Below are 19,929 nucleotides of genomic sequence, written 5' to 3'. Positions count from 1 at the left end.
TATGTCGGGTGCCCAGGAGGACTTCCGAACCCCGGGAATCGACGTCTCGATCAGGGGCGGCATTGTCCTGATTCCCTACGCCGTGTTCTGGGGGTGGTTGCTCTCCCGCTGGATCAACGATTTCCTCCTGCCAGAAGGGATGGGCATGCCGGACGGTACCCCGTATCTCGATCCGGCACTCGTTGAGCCGATCTCCGAGTCACTCGCCTTCGCGGTTCGGTATTTGCCGGAACTCGCCGCGGGAGCGTGGGGGACCCTGGTCATCACCCTCGTCTCGATCACGCTCGGATTTCTGCTCGCGGTGCCGGTAAGCGTCGCGCGGGTGTACGGTCGGGGCACAGCCTGGGTCGCCCTCGTGTTCACCGAACTCATCAGGGGAACGCCGTTACTGGCCCAGCTGTTCGTCCTCTACTACGGGCTTCAGCTCTCCTCCTGGATTCGCGAGTTGCCCCTCGTTGGGGTCGGTATCGTGCCGTCCCAGGCCTTCTGGGTGGCGATTATCGGCTTCACGATCAACAGCGCCGCCTACCAGGCCGAATACATCCGCTCCGCGCTGCTTTCAGTGGATCGGGGGCAGTACCAGGCAGGGCGGGCCATCGGGTTTTCGAAACTCGGGGCGATTCGCCACGTCGTCCTCCCACAGGCGTTGCGCTTTGCGATCCCGGGCTGGTCGAACGAACTGGTCTACCTGATCAAGTACTCCTCGCTGGCGGCGTTCATCACGGTCCCCGAACTCTTCGAGATGGGCCGGCAGATCGCCGCGGACAACTTCGCGTACACCTCGATCTTCACTCTCGTGGCGCTGTTTTACCTGGCCATCATCATTTCGGCCTCGAACGTCATGGGGCTCGTCGAGCGCCGGGTCCACATTCCTGGGCTCGGGCGTGGGACTGACCGCTAGTCGTACCCATACTGTTTTCCCCCGCCGGCTCCCGGATTCGAACATGACAGACCACCAGGTTGCCGTCGTCGGGGCCGGGCTGGCCGGCCTCGAAACCGCACGGCTGCTCGCCGAAGCCGGTCGGGATGTCGCCGTCTACGAGGCGAATTCGACTGTCGGCGGTCGCGTCAGGACCGACGAACGGGACGGCTACACGCTCGACCGGGGGTTCCAGGTGCTCTTTACGGCCTACCCGGAGGCCCGACGGGCGCTTGACTTCGACGAGTTAGATCTCAAACGATTCCCGCCGGGTGCGATCATCTGTCGAACGAACCATCGCGGCGTAGTCGCCGACCCGCTTCGAGACCCCGTGGGTGGGCTGGAGACCGCCCTCTCGACTGACCTTTCCATTGGAGACAAGATCCGGATACTGCGGCTCAGACAGGCCCTTTCGGCGCGCTCTCGCGATGACATCTACGCCGGGACGGACGAATCGATCGAGTCGCTGTTGGATCGCCTCGGGTTCTCAGAGCGGTTCGTCGACTCGTTTGCCCGTCCGTTCTACGGGGGGATCACGCTCGACCGTTCGCTAGCCACCTCGGCGCGGGTCTTCGAATTCACGTTCAAGATGCTCGCGACGGGAGCCGCTGCGATCCCGGCCGCGGGCATGCAGGCGATTCCGGAGCAACTAGCCCGGCGGGCCCGGGATCACGGTGCAGTGATCGAGACGAACACACCGGTCGAAACAATCGACGGCACCGGGCCGGTGACGCTCGAAGTCGACGGGGAATCGATCACGGCCGATACCGCCGTCGTGGCTGCTGGGCCACGAGCGAGTCACTCGTTGACCGGCATCGATGCGATTCCAACCCAGGGCCGTGGCGTCCTCACCCAGTACTTCTCACTTCCGGCCGGGAACCCGATTGGCGAGCAGGACCGGATTCATCTTCACGCCGACGGTGACGCCCCCAACCAGGTAGTGAACCTCTCCGCGGTCGCACCGTCGTATGCGCCCGACGACGAAATTCTCCTGAGCGCGAGCACGCCCGGGCAGCCGGAAGTCGATCACGAGACCCTCGCCGAGGACACCCGTCGGGCCCTCCAATCCTGGTATCCCGCCGCCTCCTTCGAGGCGCTTGAACTGCTCGATTCCGTTCAGGTGCCCTTCGCCCAGTTCGGACAGCCCCCCGGGATTCACGAGACCCTGCCCTCGGTGACCGCTCCGGCTGGCGCGGTCTATCTGGCCGGAGACTTCACCGAAGACTCCTCGATCAACGGCGCGTTACGAAGCGGTCGCCACGCGGCCGCGGCCGTCCTCGACTCCTCGTAGTCAGAGGTGGGAACGTAATTCGCCGAGCGACGGAAATTCGAGTGGCCCGTCGTCGGTCGAAATTATCGGCCGGCAGCGATCGAGTGCCGTCAGCAGCGGTGACATGGTATCTGCAGCCGTCTGTCCGTTTACGATCGTTCCACTGGCGACACGACTGAACGCGGGGAGTACCAGAACCGCCGCCCCGTCTACTTGATCCGGACAGGCAAGCGTACACGGATGTCGAACCCCTTCGATCCGGATGGCCGGGTGTTCGTGGCCGATGATGTATCGGTCGGCGTCGACCGTCGGTCGTTCGTGGCCGTGGAGGACGACCGTGTCGCCGAGTTGCACGGCTGGAACCGGGTCGATCGAGTCCAGGCGGTCGAGCAATCCGTCGTGATTGCCAGCGGTTACGGTAAGGGTCGCGCCAGTCGCTGTGACCGTCCGCGTGAGTGTGTCCACCGCGTCCCGGACCGAAATCGAGAGCGTGTCGAAGTTGTGAATCAGATCGCCAGCCACGACGACGTCCGACGGCTGATACGTTTCGAGCAGGCCGTCGAGTCGATCCATGAGATCCGCCTGCTCGCCCAGCGGGAGTTCGACGCGCGAGGACCGGACACGGCCCAGATGCAGGTCAGCGAGGACGAGTGTATCCTGGGACGGGAGATACACCGCCCGATCTGCGGTGGTGACATCCTGGAACGGGTCCACATCACCTCGTTTGGGGCGTCCGCAAAAGGTGTGCTGGTACCGGTGCTGTTTTGATTACCCCAACCGAGAGCCAGATATGGTCGAGGTCCTCGATGACAAACGCGAGGCGACGCGATTTCGGATCCTCGTGGAGATCGCCGATCGCCAGCCAGCCGTGAGTCAGGGCGAGATCGCTGACGAGGTCGGAGTGACCAGTCAGGCGGTCTCGGAGTACATTCGCGAACTCGTCGCGGACGGCCTGGTTCTCAAGGACGGTCGGTCGCGCTATCAGGTGACAAACGAAGGTGTGGACTGGCTCTTGAGTCACACGAACGACATCCGCCGGTTCACCGATCGCGTCGCCGATGATGTCCTCGGGGGTGTCCAGGAGGACGCGGCCGTGGCCGTCGAGGACATCGAGGTCGGGGAGACGGTGACTCTCGAAATGCGAACCGGGATGCTCCATGCCATTCCGGGATCGGACGGTCCGGCGACCGGGACGGCGACGACCGACGCTACCGCGGGCATGGAAGTCGGCGTTTCCGGGTTCGAGGGCGTCATCGACTTTACGCCCGGCGAAGTCGCCGTCCACCAGGTTCCGCCCGTTCGGGCTGGCGGCAGCCGGAACGTCAACCTCGACGCCCTGGCCGAGGCGTGTGCGGAGAGTCCGCTCGTTCTGGCGGCCGGCGTCGAGGCGACGGTGGCTCTCGAACAGGCGGGTATTACCCCGAACGTCCAGTTTGCCGTAGGCGAAGTGGCGGCCCGGGCGGCCGAACGTGGCGTGGACGTGACTGTCGTTGCCACGGCTGACGAAGTCGGGCGGGTGACGGATCCGCTTCGCGAGGCCGGAACCTCCTACACGGTCAAAGAGTGACTTAGCCGATGTACCGCAGGTCCTCGCCGCTTCCGGGACTCTGGGCCTCTTCCATGTCCTGGAGGCGGTTGATGACCTCTTCCATCTCTTCAGCACGGTCGTCGAGTGCCTCGAACGGAACTTCGAAGTCCAGTCGATCCTGAAGAATTTCGAGGACTGCCCGCGCGCTCTTCGGATCGACCAGGTACCCACTCGTCTCGCCCATCAGGCAGGCAGCGTCGAGCCCCCGACGACCACCCAGCCCCAGGAGAAGTCCGCTCGTTCCGACAATGCCGCCGGTCGGTTCCTCCGATCGGAACTCCACGCCGACCGCTTCGAGTTCCTCGCGAAGCGATTCCTCGGAGACGGCACCGAGCACGCTGTACTCCTCGATCAACTCGCCGGTCGGAACGCCGCCCAGGGCGTAGACGGTGTCAGCGCCCTGGCGTTCGGCCTCGTCGAGAAATGCATCGGCGAGGTGATAGTGGCCCATGCTGTCCCCTGCCTGATGGTCCCCGGTGAGCACGACCAGGTCCCGACCCTCGGTTTCGATGGCATATATCTCGGCGTGGGCCAGACTCGCCACGCCCTCTTCGTCGATGCCGACCTGTGGCGGGAAGTGTTCGGAGTACACCCGTGCTACGAGCGTACTGTCTGCTTCTTCGATTAGGTGTTCAGCGACCAGTTTGCCCACGTGACCGACACCGGGCAGCCCCTCGACGAAAACCGGGTCGTCGAGGTCGACTTCGGTGCAATACTCGACCTCGATCTCGTCCATGGTCCTACCCTTGGCGACGCTCCTTAAGAGCGCGTCGGTACTCGCCGTATGGATCAGCCGGATCGAAGCCGGCCGGAGCGCTGTTGACTGTCTCGGCGCCACAGATCGGACACGCCGAATCGAGCGTGTACACTGGACGGTCGTGTTCGGACTCCCACGCAGAACAGATCCGGATGTCGGATTTCACGACTCTTATTCGTCGTCGGTGCGGCGTTCGCGGTGGAACTCCCCGCTCCCGCCGGCGTCCTCGATGGTCGCGATCGCCCGCTCGGCGGCCCGTTCAAGTTCCGATTCTGCGGTCTTGTAGGTCGGGGCCTGGATTCGAATCCGATACTCCGGGGCGCCGACGTAGGTCACTTCCATATCGACTTCCTCGGGGATCTCGCCGTTACCCTCGGCTGCCTTCAGCGCGTCCTGCACGTCATCGACGCCGCTCGGGTTCGGGGACGCGATGTCCACGTAGCCGGTTACCGTCACGTAGGGAACCGAGACGTTCTCACGAGCGGTCTCGACGATGGCAGTGATATCCGATTCCGGCAGGTCCACGTCTTCGAGGGCCGGTTGCCCGTGGATCGCCGCCTGTTCGAAGCCGTCATAGAGACTCCCGAATTCGTCGAGCAGTTCGTCGGCGACCTCGCGGAACCGGTCGTCCGCCATGTCCTCGCCGAAGGCCAGGGTCAGCCACTTGTCGGCCTTCTGCTCGTTTTTCCAGCGCTGGATCGTCTCGGAGCGCTGGTGGTCGTTCACGTCCTTGATCGAGAGGTCGATCTGCTGGGAGGAGGTGTCCACGTCCAGGACCTTCGCGACGACTGTCTGGCCCTCCTTGACGTGGTCGCTAATGTTCTTGATCCAGCCGGAGGCGACCTCGCTGATGTGGGCCAACCCGCGCTTTCCCTCGTACTCCTCGAGGTCGACGAAGACCCCGAAGTCCTCGATCTCGTCGACCTTCCCGACCACCAGTTCGCCGGGATCGGGCCAGCCCTCGTATTTCATCGCTGTTCGACGACTTCGAGCACCTCGCCCTCGATCTCGGCCTTCCCGCCGGTCGGGGAGGCAAGCGTGGTGCCACAGACCGCACATGTCACCTCGGAGGCGGCCTTCTCGAAGAGGGTCTGTTCGTTCTCACAATCCGGACACTGCACGCGGATGAAGCTTCCTGCCATCGAAATCACTCCGTGAGCTCCAGCCGGCCGGCGCGCCATCCCTTGCGGAGGTGGGCCTTGCCGCAGTCCGAGCAGCGGTACTTGAGATTGGTCTTTTTGGTGGGCTTGTCTCCACCCGGCACCTTCGAGAACTTGCCGGCGTTCCCGATGGTGGACTTGCCGCGTTTCTGCTGGCGGGCGGCCCACTTCATGCCGGTCTCCCGGCCGCGGCGGACTTTCTCGACCTCGTGTTCGGTATGTGTATCACAATGCGGACAGTACGTATTGATTCGACGTGGCATCTCCATGGAGGATCGACTCTGTTGAAGACTGGTTGGTGAGGGGGAGTTAAAATGCGTTTGGTTCCACGGTCCGAATCGGGGCGGCTTCGAAACGTTTACTCCCCGGTCCGTCGAAGACAGATCTATGAAGCGGCTCATCATCCACGGCGACCCGGGCGTGCGCAAGGACGGCATCGTCGAGGTCGACGGCGAGGAGTACACGCTCTTCCAGGTCACCCGGAACGGTGACTGGCACGGGCCGGACCGCGTCCAGCTGTGGTGTATCGGCGGTGACGAAACCGAGCAGGAGGACTTCGAGAAGCGAAACTTCATCCCGCACTTCCTGGACGTGGAGGCCGTCGACGCCGAGGATGTCGAGGTCAAGAAGCGGGCTGGTGAACTGGCTGTTTGATCGCGTCGAGATCGACCCGGTAGATCGTCACGTTCGGGTCCGTGTACGCCGTGCTAATACCTGGTTCTTCCCCGTAGTCGACTGTCCCGAATCGTGCCCGTTCGGTCGGGCCGACATAGATGTAGGTCACGTCGTACAGCCCGAGCAACGCCGCTCTCGACTCTGATTCGCTCGTCTCGTAGATGATCTTCACGTCCCGAACCCGATCCCAGTACGGCTCCTCGCCACGATAGCCGACCTCGTGTGACCAGCCGGCGACCGTCGGGATGCCGGTCATGCTCGATGGAGCGTTCACCCATCGGTAGATCTCGGTCCCGGGCGCGGAGACCATCGTCGGCTGCCCAGGCTGGTCGCGGAGCCAGTGGATTGCCGCGGCTTCCTCCGGATGCTCGGCTTCGATGTACGCGTGGGCGTCGAGGGTGGGATCATCCGCCCCACCGCCGACCGCCCATGCCAGCCCGAAGGCGGGGTAGATCGAGAGCGCGACGAGTACCGCGACGAGGCCGATGCTCGCCAGTCTGTGTCGGCCTTCGCTGCCCCCGGGGTTGGCCGCCTTCCGATTCGCGACTTGCTCACCGCGAGCCAGCCACGATCGAAATCGATGACGTACCCGCCGAACCGTCTCCCTGATCCCCGCGAGTGGCCCAGCAGGGCCGACGAGTCGAGCCAACATCACCCCGGCTGCGACCGACCACAGTGCCCACACCTGCGCTGCGATCTTGAAGACGGTGTTCATTCTCCCGGGCCCGGCCTGCTCGATTACGTAGACGAACTCCACGAGGAGCACCAGGCCGAGCGCGCCAACGGCGAGGACGGTCTCGAACCCTACGTTCTCCCGCGTCCGGAGCAGATACCAGCCGCCCAGGAGAAGCGGTCCGAAGAGGGCCACGGCGGTCGCTCGAACGAGCGTGCTCACGAGCAGGAGAACGAGAGCTGTGAGGAAGGTGACCACCCAGATCCGCCGGCGAACTCGACTGGCCAGATAACTGGCCGTGACGGCGAGAAAGACCCCATACACGGTCAATAACCCGCCCAGGTCGCTTCGCGGAGTCGGGAGCAGTCCGACGGATCGGCCCGATGCGGCCCCGGTCAGGAACGGGAGCACGGTGAGTGCGCCACCCACGGCCAAGAGCGAGGCGATGCCCAGCGCGAGGCCGAGTCGTGTGGATTCGGTTCGCAGTCGGCTGGTATTCGTCCAGGCCGCAATTCGATCGGCCAAACTGTCGGGAAGGAGCGTCCAGGGAGCCGCAGGGGCGAAGAGCACGGTCAGCCACGCCACCCCGAAAACTGCCGGGGCACTCCACGTGTTCGTAAGCACCAGGAGCCCACCGACAGGGGCCCCGAGGAGGAGCCGACCGAGTCGTCCACGGCGGTCTGCAGCCGGTCGCATCCAGTAGGCGGCCGCCAGACCCGCACCCAACAGTAGAAACACCGGACTCATCATATGGCCGTGGAGGTCCCCGTTCAGGAACGCGAAAAACGGGAACTCGGTGATGAGTTCCCACTCGCCCGGTTCGCGGCCCGCGTCGATCACCCGGCTGGCGAGCCAGTAGTTGAACTCGAAGGGGCCCCGTGCGAGGCCCGCGAATTCGAGCCCCACGCCCTCGACGACCCGGCGACCCAGCGGTTCGGGAAGCACCCAGCCGAGAAACCGGATCGGTGTCGAGAAGTTGCTCGCGAGGCCCACCAGGAACGCGGCGATACCTCCACCGAGTCGATATGACCCTCCCCGGTGGGCCGTGATCGCACCGGCGAGGCCCCACGCGGCGGTGACGTAGGCCGCGTAGTAGCCCGCGAGTGCCGTGTTGTACGCGAATCGTGGGGCGGTATCGGTCAGCAGCGCGAACACCGCGGCGAGCATGTGCCCACCGTAGTAGTACTGAACCGACTCGCCCGCGAACCACATGTCCTGTGGCGGCAGGGCCGTCGCTCGGAGCAAGGACGCGAGCAGGCCGAAATCCAGGAACTTCTCACCACCGCCGGGGACGGCCCCCGGTCGGTACAACCGGATGAGGATCAGGAGGAGATAGGCGAGTGTGAAGACGATCGCGGCATCACGAAACCGCGACCGGTCGATCGAGACGCCGCTTCGAAGCGCCAAAACCGAACCGATCAGGAGGGCAAGCACGGCGAAAAGAGCCGTTACGAGGCCAAACCGGACCTGGCCGAGCCAGTAGGCGCTGAAGGCGATTACCGCGAAGGCGACCGGGATCGCGAGGCCCGCACCACGGTCCGGAAAGTCCTCGAAGAGCAGACTCGCGAGCGGGAGCGCCAGGACTCCCAGTCCCAGGTAGAGGACCAGCCACGTGAGGACGATGCCCAGTTCCACAGCGGAAGATTCCACTGGATTCCCCTATACACCTTGTGGACCACACCGGCTCGGCGACGGGTATCGAACCCTTTTACTCGCTGGGTGGGAGACATCCGAGAAATGAGTCGGTCCGTCGGCGTCGTGGTCCCAGCCTATCGGCCGGACCGCTCCGTGCTCGTGGCGTATCTCGGGGCGCTCCAGGCGGAGATCGACCCGGCGGACCTGCGCGTGGAACTGGACCAGCCGGAGGAACGAACGGTCGAGGCACTCAGAGAGACGGGGGCGACGGTCAACGTCGTCGAAAGTCGACGAGGGAAGGGACAGGCCCTCACCGACGGGTTCGAGGCACTGGACACCGACGTGTTGGCCTTCGCGGACGCCGACGGGAGCACCCCTGCCGAGTCTGTTCGGAACGTTATCGACCAGGTGCGTGTGGGGGAGGTCGACCTGGCTGCCGGGTCCCGACGACATCCGGACGCCGACGTCCAGTCCCACCAGACCGTGTTTCGCCAGCACCTCGGGGATGTCTTTGCCTGGCTGGCTCGTCGCCTGCTCGACGTGTCCCTCCGGGATTATCAGTGTGGAGCGAAGGCGATGACCCGAGAGACCTGGCAGGCGATCCGCCCGCATCTCTACCAGCCGGGGTTCGCCTGGGACATCGAGGTCCTGGCGGTGGCAGATACATTGGGGTACACGATCAGGGAAGTCCCTGTGACCTGGATCGATCATCCGGACTCCACGGTGACGACGACCGATGCAGTGCCGGAACTTCTCCGGGCGCTCGTGGTGACCAGACGTCGGGCCCGACGCCTGGGTGCGGGGACAGAACCGGACGAAAGTGGTCGAACCGAGCCCGCTCCATTGATCAATCGAGTTAGATGACCGGGATCGATGAGTTCGTCGAGGCGGTTCAGGCCAGAACGCGAGCACTCGCCTCGGGGGCCAGAATCGGGCAGTTCGTCTCGGTCGGGCTGGCCGGCGCGGGCCTGGAGACGGTCATCGTCTTTCTGCTCACCGGCCTGGCGACGGTCCCACCGCTCGGAGCGAAAGCTGTCGGGGCCGAAGCGTCGATTTCACTCATGTTTCTGCTCAACGATCGAGTTACCTTCGCCGGCGAAGGAGAACGTGGGATCCGCTCGACGGGGCGTCGCTATCTCAAGTCACACACGGTTCGGCTCGGCGGCCTGGCCGTGGCCTTCACGACACTGTACGTGCTGACTGCCTGGACCGAGATCACGCTCCGGGTTTCCGGCGCGGACGTCTGGCCCACTCTCGCGAACGTGATCGGTATCGGCGTGGGTATGACGATCAACTACGTGGCCGAGAGCCTGATCACCTGGCGGGTTCACCGGTGATTAGTCTTCGACGATGACGACTTCGCCGTCCTCGACCTCCACGGTGATCAAGGTCTTCACGTCGTGACCGGTCTCGTCCAGCTCAGTGGGGCCGGCCTTCTTGATCACGGCCACGGTGTCGACCACATCGGCGCCGATGTACTCCAGTGCCTCGATGATCGCCCGGAGCGTGCCACCGGTCGAGAGCACGTCGTCGAGGACCAGCACGCGGTCGCCCTCGGAAACGTCGTTGATGTACATCTCCTCCTCGGAGTAGCCGGTCTCCTGAGTGAGTGCGACCTCGCCCTCCAGGCCGTACTGGCGCTTGCGGATGACCACGAGTGGAATGTCCGTCATGAGCGAGACGGCCGTCGAGATGTGGATCCCCATCGCGGCCGGGGTGACGATCTTGTCGACATCCTCGAGTTCGGCCTTGCGGATGATCTTGATGACGATCTCACGCAATAACTGGGGCTTCAGCATCGGCACGCCGTCGCTGATCGGGTGGACGAAGTACTGGTAATCGCCCTTCTGGATGATCGGGGCCTCGAGAAGCGACCGTTCGAGTTGATCCATGTCGCCCGTATCCACGGTCGGGAATAAAATGTGGCGGTTCGGGTTCCCCCGAACGGTGTGCCAACACCCGACCAGCAGTGAAACTGTATTTCAATACTCCAAAGACCCATTCGGAGTTGTGTTTTGCAAGGGAAAACGGTTCGTTTGGACCCTCAACATGCGTCTATGATCGGATTTCGCCTGTCGGGCGAAGAGCGGAAATGGTTTTGTTCCCCATTCGCAAGGGGAGCATAGTACGATGCTCCGACGATTGAGATGCCGCCCGTCAAGTGGTATGGGGGTGACATATGGCTGAGTCGAGTACCCGTATTCTCGTTCCGATCGGGGACTCCAGCACGTTGCGAAACACCGTCGCTCATGCCGTTCGTGAGGGCCTTGCTGGGGGGCCCGGCCAGGCAGGGACAATTCACTTCGTCTACCCGATTCGGTGGCGGCCGGTCGAAGGGACCCAGGCCGTCCCAGAGGACGCCCAGGAACTGCTCGAACGCGTCGCAGTCTGGGCTCGGGAAGACCTCGAAGACGTGGACGGAACCGTCGAGGTCGTCACTGATACCGTCGGGGCTGATCGATACCTGTTCTCCCCCGACGATTACGCCACCGTCCTTCAGCACTACGCCGCGGAAAACGACCTTGATCGGGTCATCCTGGATCCCGAGTACGTGCCAACCGGTGGCGCACCGATGCTCGCGCCGCTCAAGACGGCGCTGTCGGGCGATGTGCTCACTGTCGAAGAAGCGCCGGTAACCCGCCCGGCCCAGCGGACTCCACTCCCGAGCCGTGCGACACTCTCGAAGACGGGGATCGTCTTCGGATCTGCCTACGGGTTCTATCTCTTGATTGCCGGCTCCCTGAGCCAATTCAACCTCCTGACGGGCGCCCTGGCTGCCGGGCTGGTCGCCGCGGTCTTCGGGAGTATTGCGGTCACCGGCCGGCAGTCAATCACGACCCTTCTCGCCCGGCTCGGACGGATGGCGACCTACGTGCCCTACCTGCTCTGGGAGATCTTCAAGGCGAATCTGACGGTCGCGTACATCATTTTGCACCCCCGACTGCCCATCGATCCGGGCATGCAACGCTTCGAAGCCGCAGTCTGGGACGACATGTCAGTCACGACGCTGGCGAACAGCATCACGCTCACGCCGGGGACGCTCACGGTGGACGTGCGCCACGACAGTCTCTTCGTCCACTCGTTGAACCAGTCTGCCCGGGACGGCCTCGCGTCGGGCGACCTGGAACGGGCGGTCCGATACGTCTTCTGGGGGCCCAGCGGTCGGGAGCTGAAATCGCCGGTCTCACGGGGCGCCATCGAGACATTCACGCCCAACTTCGAGGAGGAGCCCGATCAGTCGCCCCGGGCTGACGGTGGGAAGTTGCTAACGGCGGGTGAGCGCAAATGATGGGTCTGACGCTTGATACCGCGCTGCTCGGGGCCGCCGTGGCGATCGTGCTGTTCGCGGTGGCACTGCTCTACCGTGTGGCCCGCGGGCCGACGATGGAAGACCGCGTCATCGCGATCAACGGGGTCGGTACGAGCACGGTCGTCGTTCTGGCCTTGCTCGCGGCGGCCCTCGATCGGCCCGCGTTCCTCGACATCGCGATCGTCTACGCGCTGCTAAACTTCCTCGCGAGCGTCGCGATCTCCAAGTTCATCGTCGAGCGGGGTGGTGTGCTATGACGCCGCTGGAGTATCTGATCGTGCTGCTCGTCGCGGCGGGGGTGTTCTTCTCCTTCGTCGCCGTGGTCGGCATTATCCGGTTGCCGGACCTCTACGCGCGGGCCCACGCGACCTCGAAGAGTGACACGCTCGGGACGGTCCTCTCGCTTGCCGGCGTGGCACTCGTCTTCGGGGCGGACGTGGCGACAGTCAAGACCGTCTTCCTGCTACTGTTCATGTTCATTACGAACCCAACTGCCGCACACGCGATCACCAGAGCCGCCTACGACCAGGAGATCGAACCGTGGACGGAGGGTGAGGACTGATGGAGTTCTCGCTCTTTCTCGCGCTGCTTGGCTTCGTGGTGATCTCGGCGGTCATCTCGGTGACGCTGCGGGACGTGCTCAGCGCGATAATCGCGCTCGCGGGCTTCAGCTTCGGGGCTGCGGTGGTCTACGTGTTACTCCGGGCCCCGGACGTGGCATTGACCGAGGCCGCGGTCGGAGCCGGGGCGACCACGGTGTTGTTCCTGGTGACGATCGTAAAGACGGTCCGGCCCGCCGGCGAGCGGGTCTTCGAGCGGATCCGGTGGGGTCCGGCCGCGTTGGCGCTGGCGTTTCTGGGCACACTCTCCCTGACGATACCCTCGATCCCGCGAGTCGGGGCCCCCGACTCCGCGGTCGTCGCCGGTGACGTGACCCAGTACTACCTGGAGATGGCGACACCCGAAACTGGCGTCGAGAACGTCGTGACTGCGGTCCTGGCGGCCTACCGTGGATTCGATACGCTAGGTGAGGCCGTCGTCGTCATCGCGGCGGGGATGGCGGTGCTGCTCGTTCTCCGCCGGGAGGTGTACGTATGAGTGAACGAATCCCGACCTACGTCGAGAGTACGATCATCATGACGACCGTGCGCATCATCAGCCCCTTCGCCTTTACGTACGGGCTCTTCGTGATGCTTCACGGCGCGGAATCGGCCGGTGGCGGGTTCCAGGGCGGTGTGATCCTCGCAGCGAGTCTGATCCTCGTCGCCTTCGCCTACGGCATCGAGCCGACCCGTGACTGGATCACGGACCGGCCCGCCAGAATCCTGATCGCGACCGGCGGCGCAACCTTCGTGCTGATCGGGTTGGTCCCGATGGCACTGGGGTACCGGTTCCTGGAATACGAGGCGTATGCGTTCCATCACGGCACGAAGTACGGCATCGAACTCGTCGAGTTGGGGATCGGCGCGATCGTCTTCGGCGTCATCCTCTCGCTCTTCATGAGTCTCGCGGCCGGCCACGACTTCGAAGAGAACGGAGGTGAGAACGCGTGATCGAACTCCTCTCCTCGCATTACACGTATGTAGCGGCAATGTTGATCCTCGCGGTTGGACTGTATGGGGTCGTCGCCAGCCCGAACCTGGTGAAGAAGATCGTCGCCCTGAACGTCTTCCAGGTCGGCATCTTCCTGTTTTTCATCAGCAGCGCCTTCGTCATGGACGGCGTGCCGGCTATCGGCACGCACGGGCCGGGCCCCTACGTCAGTCCGCTCCCGCACGTGTTGATCCTGACGGCTATCGTGGTCGGGGTGAGCCTCACAGCGGTGGGACTTGCCCTGGTGGTCAGGATCTACGAGGGCTATGGATCGCTGAACGAACAGGTGATCCGGGAGGTGCAAGCCGATGACTGACGCGCTGGTCCTCCTGGTGGTCGCACCGATCGTGGCTGCGCTCTTGCCCCTCGGAATCGGGCTGTTCATCCGGGGAAGTGGGCAGTACATCGCCCTCGCGATGGCGGTCCTGCAGGTCGCCCTCTCCGTGGTTGTCCTCGAAGAGGTGCTCACAGCAGGGGCATTCTCCTACGAGGTCGCGGGGTACGCGCCGCCGTTCGGGATCGAGCTGATCGGGGATGGCGTCTCCGCACCACTGCTGGTCCTGATCGCCTCGGTTACGCTGGCCGTGGTGCTTTACTCCTTCAGGTCCGGTCCGCAGGGCGATTCGTTCTACGGCGAACTGGCCTTCCTCACGGCCGGACTCTCCGGGCTCGTCGCCACGGGTGACGTGTTCAACCTCTATGTCTTCCTTGAGATCACGGGGCTGGCGACCTACGCGCTGGTCGCGAGTGACAGTTCGCCCGCTGCCGCGTACGCGAGTCTCAAGTACCTGATCGTCGGGACGATCGGGGCCTCGTTCTATCTCCTTGGGGTCGGGTACCTGCTCGTGGCGACCGGCACGCTCAACATGGCCGATCTTGCGAGTTCCATTGCCGATGTCGGCTACACCTCGCCGTTGATCCTCGCGGCCTTCGGGCTCATCGTGGTGGGGCTGGGTGTCAAGGTGGCGCTGTTCCCGCTTCACACCTGGCAGCCGGATGCGTACGCCGAATCCCCGCACACGATCAGTGCGTACATCGCGGCACTCGTCTCCACGGCGGCGGCCTACGCACTGTTCCGGATCGTCTATGGCGTCTTCACCGTGGACTTCCTGGCTGCGGTGCCCATCGCCCGGGACACCTTGCTGGCCGCGGCTGGCATCAGTGTGATCGTCGGGGCCGTGCTCGCGGTCGTTCAGAGGGACCTCAAACGCATGCTCGCGTACTCGTCGGTCTCGCACTTCGGCCTGGTCGTCCTCGGGGTCAGCATCGGCAACGAGACGGCCCTCGCTGGCGGCCTGATCCACCTCGTCGGCCACGGTGTCATGAAGGCTGGCCTCTTCCTCGCGGTCGGCGTGTTCGCCATCGGTGCAGGCGTTCGGACTGTTCGGGATCTCTCAGGATTGGGGACTCGTTACCCGGTCACGAGTGCCGCTTTCGCAATCCTCGCCTTCTCGATGGTCGGGGTTCCCCCGGCGATCGGGTTCCCGGGCAAGTGGAACATCATCATGGGTGCGGTCGAGGCCGGAGAGTGGGTCGTCGCCGTGATCGTCGTCACGAGTGCCCTGCTCACGCTGGGGTACTTCGGACGCCTGCTCGAACGACTCTACTTCACCGAATCGGTTGCGAACAGCGATCAGTCGGTCAAAGCTGACGGAGGACACCCCGAGGACGTCTCGATCCTGCTGCGAGCGATCGTCGTCCTCGCTGCGCTCGCTGCGATCGGGCTCGGTTTCTGGGCGTCCGAGCTCATTGATGTCTTCCAGCCGGTGATGGAGGTGTACTTTACATGACAACTGAATCCTCGTTGCTGCCGCTTCTGGCAGTCCTGATCCCGTTTGCGGGCCTGTTCGCCATCGTGGCGACTGGCTCGCGACCGAACGTTCGCGAAACAGCGACCATCGCGACCGCCCTCGCCACACTCGGGACGGTTGCGAGCATGGTACCCGCAGTCCTCCAGGGTGTCGTCCCTACGACTGACCTCGGCGCGTTCGTTCCTGGCATCTCGCTGGTCCTGCAGGCCGATCCGCTGGGGATGGTCTTCGGGCTCATCGCGAGTTTCCTCTGGCTGGTCACCAGTTTCTACAGCATCGGGTACATGCGCGGCCTGGACGAACACTCCCAGACCCGATACTTCGCCGCCTTCGCGGGCAGCATCGCGTCGGCGGTCGGCGTGGCCTTTGCGGCCAACCTGATCGTTCTCTACGTGTTCTACGAACTGCTCACGGTTGCGACGTACCCCCTCGTCGCCCACGACGAGACTCAGGAAGCCCGGACGGCCGGTCGTAAGTACCTGGCTTACACCTTCGGTGGCGGGGTCGCGGCCCTCGCCGGGACGGCGCTCATCTACGTCGCAACAGGCACCGTGACCTTCACACCCGGTGGAATCACCGGGCTGGCGACCGCCGACCCGCTCGTCGGGCGGGTCGCGTTTGCGCTGTTGGTGGTCGGCTTCGGCGTGAAGGCCGCGCTCATGCCGATCCACTCCTGGCTCCCCGATGCGATGGTCGCGCCGACTCCAGTCTCGGGGCTCCTCCACGCCGTGGCAGTCGTCAAGAGCGGGGTGTTCGCCATCGCGCGGGTCGTCCTTGACGTGTTTGGCCCGGACCCGATGGCCGAACTCGGACTGGGCCTGCCACTTGCGGCCGTCGCCGGCTTCACCATCGTCGCCGCGAGCGTGATCGCCTTGCGCCAGGACAACCTCAAGCGTCGGCTGGCCTACTCGACGATCAGTCAGCTGTCCTACATCGTGCTGGGGCTAGGCCTGCTCTCGCCGGCGGCACTGGTCGGTGGCCTGCTCCACATCCCCGCTCACGCGTTCATGAAACTCACCCTGTTCTTCGTGGCCGGGGCGATCCACGTCGAAACACATACCGACGACATCAGCGACATGGCCGGGATCGGTCGCCGGATGCCACTGGCGATGATCGCCTTCGCCGTGGCGAGTGTCGGGATGGCCGGGCTCCCGCTCGTGGCCGGGTTCGTGAGCAAGTGGTATCTACTTATCGGGAGTCTCGACGCCGGCCAGACGGTGTTCGTGCTCGTGCTCCTGCTCTCGGGGCTGCTCAATATCGGGTACTTCTGGCCGATCGTCTACCAGGCGTTCTTCCAGACGCCGGCGGACGCCGACTCGAAACCGGTGATCGAGGGACCGTTTGGTGGCAAACGGGCTCGTGCCGACGGAGGTCAGGCAGAAGGGCTGGCTGTGGACCGAAACCCGAGCGATCACACACGCACTGAGTCCCACGAAGCGCCAGCCGACGACCACGAGGACCACGCCCACCACGGCGGCCCGCCAGCAGGTGGCTGGGAACGCCGGTCACTTGGTGCCGAGAGTACGTGGTTCATGATCGGACCGATTCTCGTGGCTGCAACCGGGGCGGTCGTCCTCGGGATCGATCCCGAAGGGGCGATCTTCCTGCAGTTGATCCAGCAGATCGTCGAGAACGCAACGGGGGTGGCCTTCTGATGGATCCGATGACGAGTGTGCCACCGGCCTTCGTGGTCCTGGCCGTCGCCATCGCCCTCCCCTTCCTGCCGCGACGCCTGGGACATGCCCTGGGCGTGCTCGCTACTGGCGGGGCCTCTATCTGGGCGTATCTCGCTCCCGCCGGGGTTCATCTCCCGATTCGGTTCCTGGGCTTCGATGCGGTGTTGCTCCAGGTCGATACGCTCTCCCGGCTCATGGGGATCATCTTCGGGCTCATCGCGGCCGCTGCAGTCCTCTACTCGTACTCCTCGGAGGCGTCGAACCGGCAGACGGCCTTCGCATTGGGGTATGTCGGCACCAGCCTGGGGGCCGTCTTCGCCGGCGACTGGCTCACGATGGTGTTCTTCTGGGAGCTCATGGCCGTCACCAGCACGTTGCTCGTCTGGGATTACGGCGGAGAGGCCATCAGAGCCGGCTACCGCTATGCGTTCTATCACGGGCTCGGCGGGAGTCTCCTCATGGCGGCAGTCGTCTGCCACTACACCGCCGTCGACTCGTTCCTCTTCAGTGCGAGTTCGGGGCTCGTGGCCGGCATTCCGACGGCGCTCGCCGCGGTCGGGATCGGCGTCAACGTCGGGTTCGTCGGGCTCCACGCCTGGCTGCCGGACACCTATCCGCGGCCGCAGATCGCCGCCAGTGTCTTCCTCTCGGTCTACACGACCAAGACCGGTGTGTACGGCCTGGCCCGGGCCTTCCCGGACGGCCACATCGCGATCGCGTACATGGGCGCGGCGATGGCGATGATCGGTGTCATCTACGCGCTGTTCCAGCACGACATGCGACGCCTCCTCGCCTATCACATCCAGTCCCAGGTGGGATACATGGTCGCCGGCGTCGGGATCGGGACGGCGATGGCGACGGCCGGCGCCTTCGCCCACGTGTTCAACCACATCCTCTACAAGGCGTTGCTCTTCATGACTGCGGGTGTGGTCATCGCCCGGACCGGCACCGAGCGCCTTGACGATCTGGGCGGGCTTGCCAAGCACCTGCCGTTTACGGCACTCGCGTTCACGATCGCTGCCCTCTCGATTTCCGGGTTCCCCGGATTCAACGGCTTCGTGAGCAAGGGCCTGCTCACCGTCGCGGCCCACGAGGAACACCTCACGGCGATCTACTACCTGCTTATGGCGGCCGGCGTGGGCACGTTCATGTCGTTCATCAAGTTCGGGTACTATGCCTTCTTCCGGGATCTGGACCGGGAGTGGGACGTCGACTGGTCGAACTGGGGCCAGCGGGTCGCCATGCTCGGTGTCTCCGTGTTGCTGGTGCTGTTCGGGCTCTTCCCCCAGACCCTCTTTGCAGTGCTGCCCGGGAGTACCGCACACGCCCACACCTTCGCGCCGAGTCATATTCTCGAAGGGCTGATTCTGGCGGCACTGGGGCTTCTCGGCTTCGCAGTCGTCAAAAAGCCGCTGTCCAGGATCGCCCACGTGCCGGACGTGGATGCGATCATCAACCCCGTCATGTTCTACGGGACCAGGGCGCTGGTCAGGGGGCTCACCGAACTGTACGCGGCCGTGGATCGCGTGGTTGCTGGTGGCTCCTATGCCATCGCCCGACGGCTCTCCTATCCGTATCCGGTGCTCAACTGGGTGCGTGTCAGGGCGACCAGCGTGGAGCGTGAGTTCCGACCCGGGAGCCTGCGGGCGACGATCGCCGCGAGTATCGCGCTGATGGTCGTGGTACTAAGCGGCGTGCTGCTCGGACTCCTACTGTAGGACCGTCGCCAGTTCGCTGACCACTCGCTCACCGAGAGCCGCTTTGGACCCCTCGAATTGCTCCGTTCGCTCCTCGAAGACGAATTCGACTGCGGTCTCCGGCCCGCCCATCGCGTCGGCGCGATTCGCGACGACGAAGGCCATTCCCACCCGATCGAGGAGTTCGTGGGCCCCGTCGAGCAGTGTGTCCCGGTCGCTTTCGACTTTGAAGCCGACGATGGGGAGGCCTGGTTGGGCCTCCCGGACGGAGTCTACCAGTTTCGGTGTTGGCTCCAGTTTGAGCGTTCGCGACTCGCCGGAGGAAAGTTTCTCGGCGGCGGGTTCGACGGTGTAGTCCGAGATCGCGGCCGCGGAGACGAAGGCGTCTGCGCCCTTGGCGGCTTCCAGGGCCGCCTCGGTCATCTCGGCGGCCGTCTCGACGGACTGTACCTCGGCATATGGGACTGAACCCCCGTTGTGCACGAGCGTGACCGATCCGCCCCGCACGTAGATGGCACGGGCGACCGCCCGGCCGGTTCGACCGCTTGCGCGATTCGTGAGGACCCGGACCGGATCGATCGGCTCCGCGGTGGCCCCGCTCGTGACCACCACGTGTGAGCCGGCGAGCGGCGAATCAGCCGCTGCCCGAGCCGTTTCGAGCGCGATCGTATCCGCCGTCGCGATCTTGGCCTTGCCCTCCTCGATTCGTGGTGGAACGACCGAGACGCCCCACTCCGCGATCGTCTCGATGTTGCGCTTTACACCTGGGTGATCGAACATCCCCTCGTGCATCGCGGGTGCGAGCACGACCGGAATTCCCGCCCCGAGAGCGGTGGTGACCCCGGTCGTCACGGGGGTGTCGTCGATGCCACTCGCGATCTTGCCGATCGTGTTGGCCGTCGCGGGGGCCACCAGGCAGACGTCCGCCCAGCCGTCTTTCCCACAGAGTTCGACGTGCTCGACGGCCCCTGTCAGGTCCGTCACGACCGGTTCGTCAGTTGCGTAGGTGACCGCATCGGGGTGGACGATTCCCTGGGCAGATTCGGTCATGAGCGCCCGGACCGTCGCCCCGCGACGTCGGAGTTCGTGGGCCAGTTCGACGACCGTCACGGCGGCGACACTTCCGGTCACTCCCAGTGCCACGTTCGTCCCGTCGAGCATCGTC

At 64.6% G+C, this 19,929-nt stretch carries 24 protein-coding genes; 15 read left to right on the top strand and 9 right to left on the bottom strand.

What is annotated here, in order from left to right:
- Position 1 precedes the first annotated feature (1 nt).
- Positions 2 to 901: an amino acid ABC transporter permease gene (locus RH831_RS08475; RefSeq protein ID WP_310553768.1), complete on the top strand. Its 900-nt coding sequence runs from the start codon at positions 2 to 4 to the stop codon at positions 899 to 901.
- A 43-nt stretch (positions 902 to 944) separates the two neighbouring features.
- Entirely contained in the window at positions 945 to 2,210 is a 1,266-nt protein-coding gene (locus tag RH831_RS08470) for an NAD(P)/FAD-dependent oxidoreductase (protein WP_310553767.1), read from the top strand.
- On the opposite strand, the gene RH831_RS08465 is transcribed toward RH831_RS08470, so the two are convergent.
- Positions 2,211 to 2,903, bottom strand: coding sequence for a metallophosphoesterase (locus RH831_RS08465; RefSeq protein WP_310553766.1), 693 nt, complete (start codon positions 2,901 to 2,903; stop codon positions 2,211 to 2,213).
- Positions 2,904 to 2,979: 76 nt separating this feature from the next.
- Here RH831_RS08465 and RH831_RS08460 point away from each other — a divergent pair, with 76 nt between their 5' ends.
- Positions 2,980 to 3,756 (top strand): winged helix-turn-helix transcriptional regulator, encoded by a 777-nt coding sequence (locus tag RH831_RS08460; RefSeq protein ID WP_310553765.1) that lies wholly within the window; start codon positions 2,980 to 2,982, stop codon positions 3,754 to 3,756.
- A 1-nt stretch (position 3,757) separates the two neighbouring features.
- Here the strand turns inward: RH831_RS08460 and RH831_RS08455 are convergent, their stop codons facing one another.
- From RH831_RS08455 to RH831_RS08435, 5 genes are read right to left on the bottom strand one after another with little or no spacing between them, the layout of a single operon-like run.
- The gene (locus RH831_RS08455; protein ID WP_310553764.1) at positions 3,758 to 4,513 is read right to left on the bottom strand and encodes a proteasome assembly chaperone family protein; all 756 of its coding nucleotides are present in this window, start codon (positions 4,511 to 4,513) and stop codon (positions 3,758 to 3,760) included.
- Between the two features lie 4 nt (positions 4,514 to 4,517).
- Positions 4,518 to 4,700, bottom strand: coding sequence for an RNA-protein complex protein Nop10 (locus RH831_RS08450; RefSeq protein ID WP_310553763.1), 183 nt, complete (start codon positions 4,698 to 4,700; stop codon positions 4,518 to 4,520).
- A gap of 5 nt (positions 4,701 to 4,705) precedes the next feature.
- A complete protein-coding gene (locus RH831_RS08445) occupies positions 4,706 to 5,506 on the bottom strand; it encodes a translation initiation factor IF-2 subunit alpha (protein ID WP_310553762.1) in 801 nt (266 codons plus the stop codon).
- Positions 5,503 to 5,676, bottom strand: a complete 174-nt coding sequence (locus RH831_RS08440) for a 30S ribosomal protein S27e (RefSeq protein ID WP_070364907.1) — start codon at positions 5,674 to 5,676, stop codon at positions 5,503 to 5,505. Before RH831_RS08440 ends, RH831_RS08445 begins: the two co-directional genes overlap by 4 nt.
- 5 nt (positions 5,677 to 5,681) lie before the next feature.
- Positions 5,682 to 5,963, bottom strand: coding sequence for a 50S ribosomal protein L44e (locus tag RH831_RS08435; protein WP_070364908.1), 282 nt, complete (start codon positions 5,961 to 5,963; stop codon positions 5,682 to 5,684).
- 118 nt (positions 5,964 to 6,081) lie between these two features.
- On the opposite strand from RH831_RS08435, the gene RH831_RS08430 reads away from it, so the two are divergent.
- Complete coding sequence (locus RH831_RS08430) at positions 6,082 to 6,348, top strand: HAH_0734 family protein (protein ID WP_310553761.1); 267 nt, start codon at positions 6,082 to 6,084, stop codon at positions 6,346 to 6,348.
- Here RH831_RS08430 and RH831_RS08425 read toward each other — a convergent pair.
- On the bottom strand, positions 6,317 to 8,677 hold the full coding sequence (locus RH831_RS08425) for a DUF2298 domain-containing protein (protein ID WP_310553760.1): 2,361 nt from the start codon (positions 8,675 to 8,677) through the stop codon (positions 6,317 to 6,319). The genes RH831_RS08430 and RH831_RS08425 overlap by 32 nt on opposite strands.
- A gap of 102 nt (positions 8,678 to 8,779) precedes the next feature.
- Here RH831_RS08425 and RH831_RS08420 point away from each other — a divergent pair, with 102 nt between their 5' ends.
- Both RH831_RS08420 and RH831_RS08415 read left to right on the top strand, forming a co-directional pair.
- Positions 8,780 to 9,541: a glycosyltransferase gene (locus RH831_RS08420; protein WP_310553759.1), complete on the top strand. Its 762-nt coding sequence runs from the start codon at positions 8,780 to 8,782 to the stop codon at positions 9,539 to 9,541.
- Positions 9,538 to 10,014, top strand: coding sequence for a GtrA family protein (locus RH831_RS08415; RefSeq protein WP_310553758.1), 477 nt, complete (start codon positions 9,538 to 9,540; stop codon positions 10,012 to 10,014). The genes RH831_RS08420 and RH831_RS08415 overlap by 4 nt, the downstream gene beginning before the upstream one ends.
- Here RH831_RS08415 and hpt read toward each other — a convergent pair whose 3' ends face one another.
- Positions 10,015 to 10,569, bottom strand: a complete 555-nt coding sequence (gene hpt, locus RH831_RS08410; protein ID WP_310553757.1) for a hypoxanthine/guanine phosphoribosyltransferase — start codon at positions 10,567 to 10,569, stop codon at positions 10,015 to 10,017.
- Between the two features lie 287 nt (positions 10,570 to 10,856).
- Between hpt and RH831_RS08405 the strand changes: the two genes are divergently transcribed.
- The 9 genes from RH831_RS08405 to RH831_RS08365 are packed head-to-tail and all read left to right on the top strand — an operon-like array spanning position 10,857 to position 18,785.
- A complete protein-coding gene (locus RH831_RS08405; protein ID WP_310553756.1) occupies positions 10,857 to 11,966 on the top strand; it encodes a monovalent cation/H+ antiporter subunit E in 1,110 nt (369 codons plus the stop codon).
- Entirely contained in the window at positions 11,966 to 12,244 is a 279-nt protein-coding gene (locus tag RH831_RS08400; protein WP_198400441.1) for a cation:proton antiporter, read from the top strand. The genes RH831_RS08405 and RH831_RS08400 overlap by 1 nt, the downstream gene beginning before the upstream one ends.
- The gene (gene mnhG / locus RH831_RS08395) at positions 12,241 to 12,549 is read left to right on the top strand and encodes a monovalent cation/H(+) antiporter subunit G (RefSeq protein WP_070364916.1); all 309 of its coding nucleotides are present in this window, start codon (positions 12,241 to 12,243) and stop codon (positions 12,547 to 12,549) included. The genes RH831_RS08400 and mnhG overlap by 4 nt, the downstream gene beginning before the upstream one ends.
- Positions 12,549 to 13,085 (top strand): DUF4040 domain-containing protein, encoded by a 537-nt coding sequence (locus RH831_RS08390; RefSeq protein WP_310553755.1) that lies wholly within the window; start codon positions 12,549 to 12,551, stop codon positions 13,083 to 13,085. The genes mnhG and RH831_RS08390 overlap by 1 nt, the downstream gene beginning before the upstream one ends.
- Positions 13,082 to 13,540, top strand: coding sequence for an MnhB domain-containing protein (locus RH831_RS08385; protein ID WP_310553754.1), 459 nt, complete (start codon positions 13,082 to 13,084; stop codon positions 13,538 to 13,540). Before RH831_RS08390 ends, RH831_RS08385 begins: the two co-directional genes overlap by 4 nt.
- Entirely contained in the window at positions 13,537 to 13,896 is a 360-nt protein-coding gene (locus RH831_RS08380) for a cation:proton antiporter subunit C (RefSeq protein WP_310553753.1), read from the top strand. Before RH831_RS08385 ends, RH831_RS08380 begins: the two co-directional genes overlap by 4 nt.
- Positions 13,889 to 15,370 carry a monovalent cation/H+ antiporter subunit D family protein gene (locus tag RH831_RS08375; protein ID WP_310553752.1) on the top strand — a complete coding sequence of 494 codons (1,482 nt, stop codon included), beginning with the start codon at positions 13,889 to 13,891 and terminating at the stop codon, positions 15,368 to 15,370. The genes RH831_RS08380 and RH831_RS08375 overlap by 8 nt, the downstream gene beginning before the upstream one ends.
- The gene (locus RH831_RS08370; RefSeq protein WP_310553751.1) at positions 15,367 to 17,046 is read left to right on the top strand and encodes a cation:proton antiporter; all 1,680 of its coding nucleotides are present in this window, start codon (positions 15,367 to 15,369) and stop codon (positions 17,044 to 17,046) included. Before RH831_RS08375 ends, RH831_RS08370 begins: the two co-directional genes overlap by 4 nt.
- On the top strand, positions 17,046 to 18,785 hold the full coding sequence (locus tag RH831_RS08365) for a Na(+)/H(+) antiporter subunit D (protein WP_310553750.1): 1,740 nt from the start codon (positions 17,046 to 17,048) through the stop codon (positions 18,783 to 18,785). The genes RH831_RS08370 and RH831_RS08365 overlap by 1 nt, the downstream gene beginning before the upstream one ends.
- Here the strand turns inward: RH831_RS08365 and coaBC are convergent.
- Positions 18,777 to 19,925 carry a bifunctional phosphopantothenoylcysteine decarboxylase/phosphopantothenate--cysteine ligase CoaBC gene (gene coaBC, locus RH831_RS08360; RefSeq protein WP_310553749.1) on the bottom strand — a complete coding sequence of 383 codons (1,149 nt, stop codon included), beginning with the start codon at positions 19,923 to 19,925 and terminating at the stop codon, positions 18,777 to 18,779. The genes RH831_RS08365 and coaBC overlap by 9 nt on opposite strands.
- Between the last annotated feature and the right edge of the window lie 4 nt (positions 19,926 to 19,929).

This window comes from Halodesulfurarchaeum sp. HSR-GB (assembly GCF_031432215.1).
Classification (GTDB): Archaea; Halobacteriota; Halobacteria; order Halobacteriales; family Halobacteriaceae; genus Halodesulfurarchaeum.
Note: the sequence above shows the minus strand (reverse complement) of the source record. Positions and strands in the feature narration are given on the sequence as shown.

What these genes read in the sequence shown, in the direction of transcription:
- RH831_RS08470 (WP_310553767.1), top strand. Translation starts at nt 945, where the DNA reads ATGACAGACCACCAGGTTGCCGTCGTCGGGGCCGGGCTGGCCGGCCTC.
- RH831_RS08440 (WP_070364907.1), bottom strand. Translation starts at nt 5,676, where the DNA reads ATGGCAGGAAGCTTCATCCGCGTGCAGTGTCCGGATTGTGAGAACGAA.
- mnhG (WP_070364916.1), top strand. Translation starts at nt 12,241, where the DNA reads ATGACGCCGCTGGAGTATCTGATCGTGCTGCTCGTCGCGGCGGGGGTG.
- coaBC (WP_310553749.1), bottom strand. Translation starts at nt 19,925, where the DNA reads ATGCTCGACGGGACGAACGTGGCACTGGGAGTGACCGGAAGTGTCGCC.
- RH831_RS08435 (WP_070364908.1), bottom strand. Translation starts at nt 5,963, where the DNA reads ATGGAGATGCCACGTCGAATCAATACGTACTGTCCGCATTGTGATACA.
- RH831_RS08455 (WP_310553764.1), bottom strand. Translation starts at nt 4,513, where the DNA reads ATGGACGAGATCGAGGTCGAGTATTGCACCGAAGTCGACCTCGACGAC.
- RH831_RS08370 (WP_310553751.1), top strand. Translation starts at nt 15,367, where the DNA reads ATGACAACTGAATCCTCGTTGCTGCCGCTTCTGGCAGTCCTGATCCCG.
- RH831_RS08475 (WP_310553768.1), top strand. Translation starts at nt 2, where the DNA reads ATGTCGGGTGCCCAGGAGGACTTCCGAACCCCGGGAATCGACGTCTCG.
- RH831_RS08390 (WP_310553755.1), top strand. Translation starts at nt 12,549, where the DNA reads ATGGAGTTCTCGCTCTTTCTCGCGCTGCTTGGCTTCGTGGTGATCTCG.
- RH831_RS08365 (WP_310553750.1), top strand. Translation starts at nt 17,046, where the DNA reads ATGGATCCGATGACGAGTGTGCCACCGGCCTTCGTGGTCCTGGCCGTC.
- RH831_RS08420 (WP_310553759.1), top strand. Translation starts at nt 8,780, where the DNA reads ATGAGTCGGTCCGTCGGCGTCGTGGTCCCAGCCTATCGGCCGGACCGC.
- RH831_RS08375 (WP_310553752.1), top strand. Translation starts at nt 13,889, where the DNA reads ATGACTGACGCGCTGGTCCTCCTGGTGGTCGCACCGATCGTGGCTGCG.
- RH831_RS08400 (WP_198400441.1), top strand. Translation starts at nt 11,966, where the DNA reads ATGGGTCTGACGCTTGATACCGCGCTGCTCGGGGCCGCCGTGGCGATC.
- RH831_RS08405 (WP_310553756.1), top strand. Translation starts at nt 10,857, where the DNA reads ATGGCTGAGTCGAGTACCCGTATTCTCGTTCCGATCGGGGACTCCAGC.
- RH831_RS08445 (WP_310553762.1), bottom strand. Translation starts at nt 5,506, where the DNA reads ATGAAATACGAGGGCTGGCCCGATCCCGGCGAACTGGTGGTCGGGAAG.
- RH831_RS08415 (WP_310553758.1), top strand. Translation starts at nt 9,538, where the DNA reads ATGACCGGGATCGATGAGTTCGTCGAGGCGGTTCAGGCCAGAACGCGA.
- RH831_RS08460 (WP_310553765.1), top strand. Translation starts at nt 2,980, where the DNA reads ATGGTCGAGGTCCTCGATGACAAACGCGAGGCGACGCGATTTCGGATC.
- RH831_RS08430 (WP_310553761.1), top strand. Translation starts at nt 6,082, where the DNA reads ATGAAGCGGCTCATCATCCACGGCGACCCGGGCGTGCGCAAGGACGGC.
- hpt (WP_310553757.1), bottom strand. Translation starts at nt 10,569, where the DNA reads ATGGATCAACTCGAACGGTCGCTTCTCGAGGCCCCGATCATCCAGAAG.
- RH831_RS08385 (WP_310553754.1), top strand. Translation starts at nt 13,082, where the DNA reads ATGAGTGAACGAATCCCGACCTACGTCGAGAGTACGATCATCATGACG.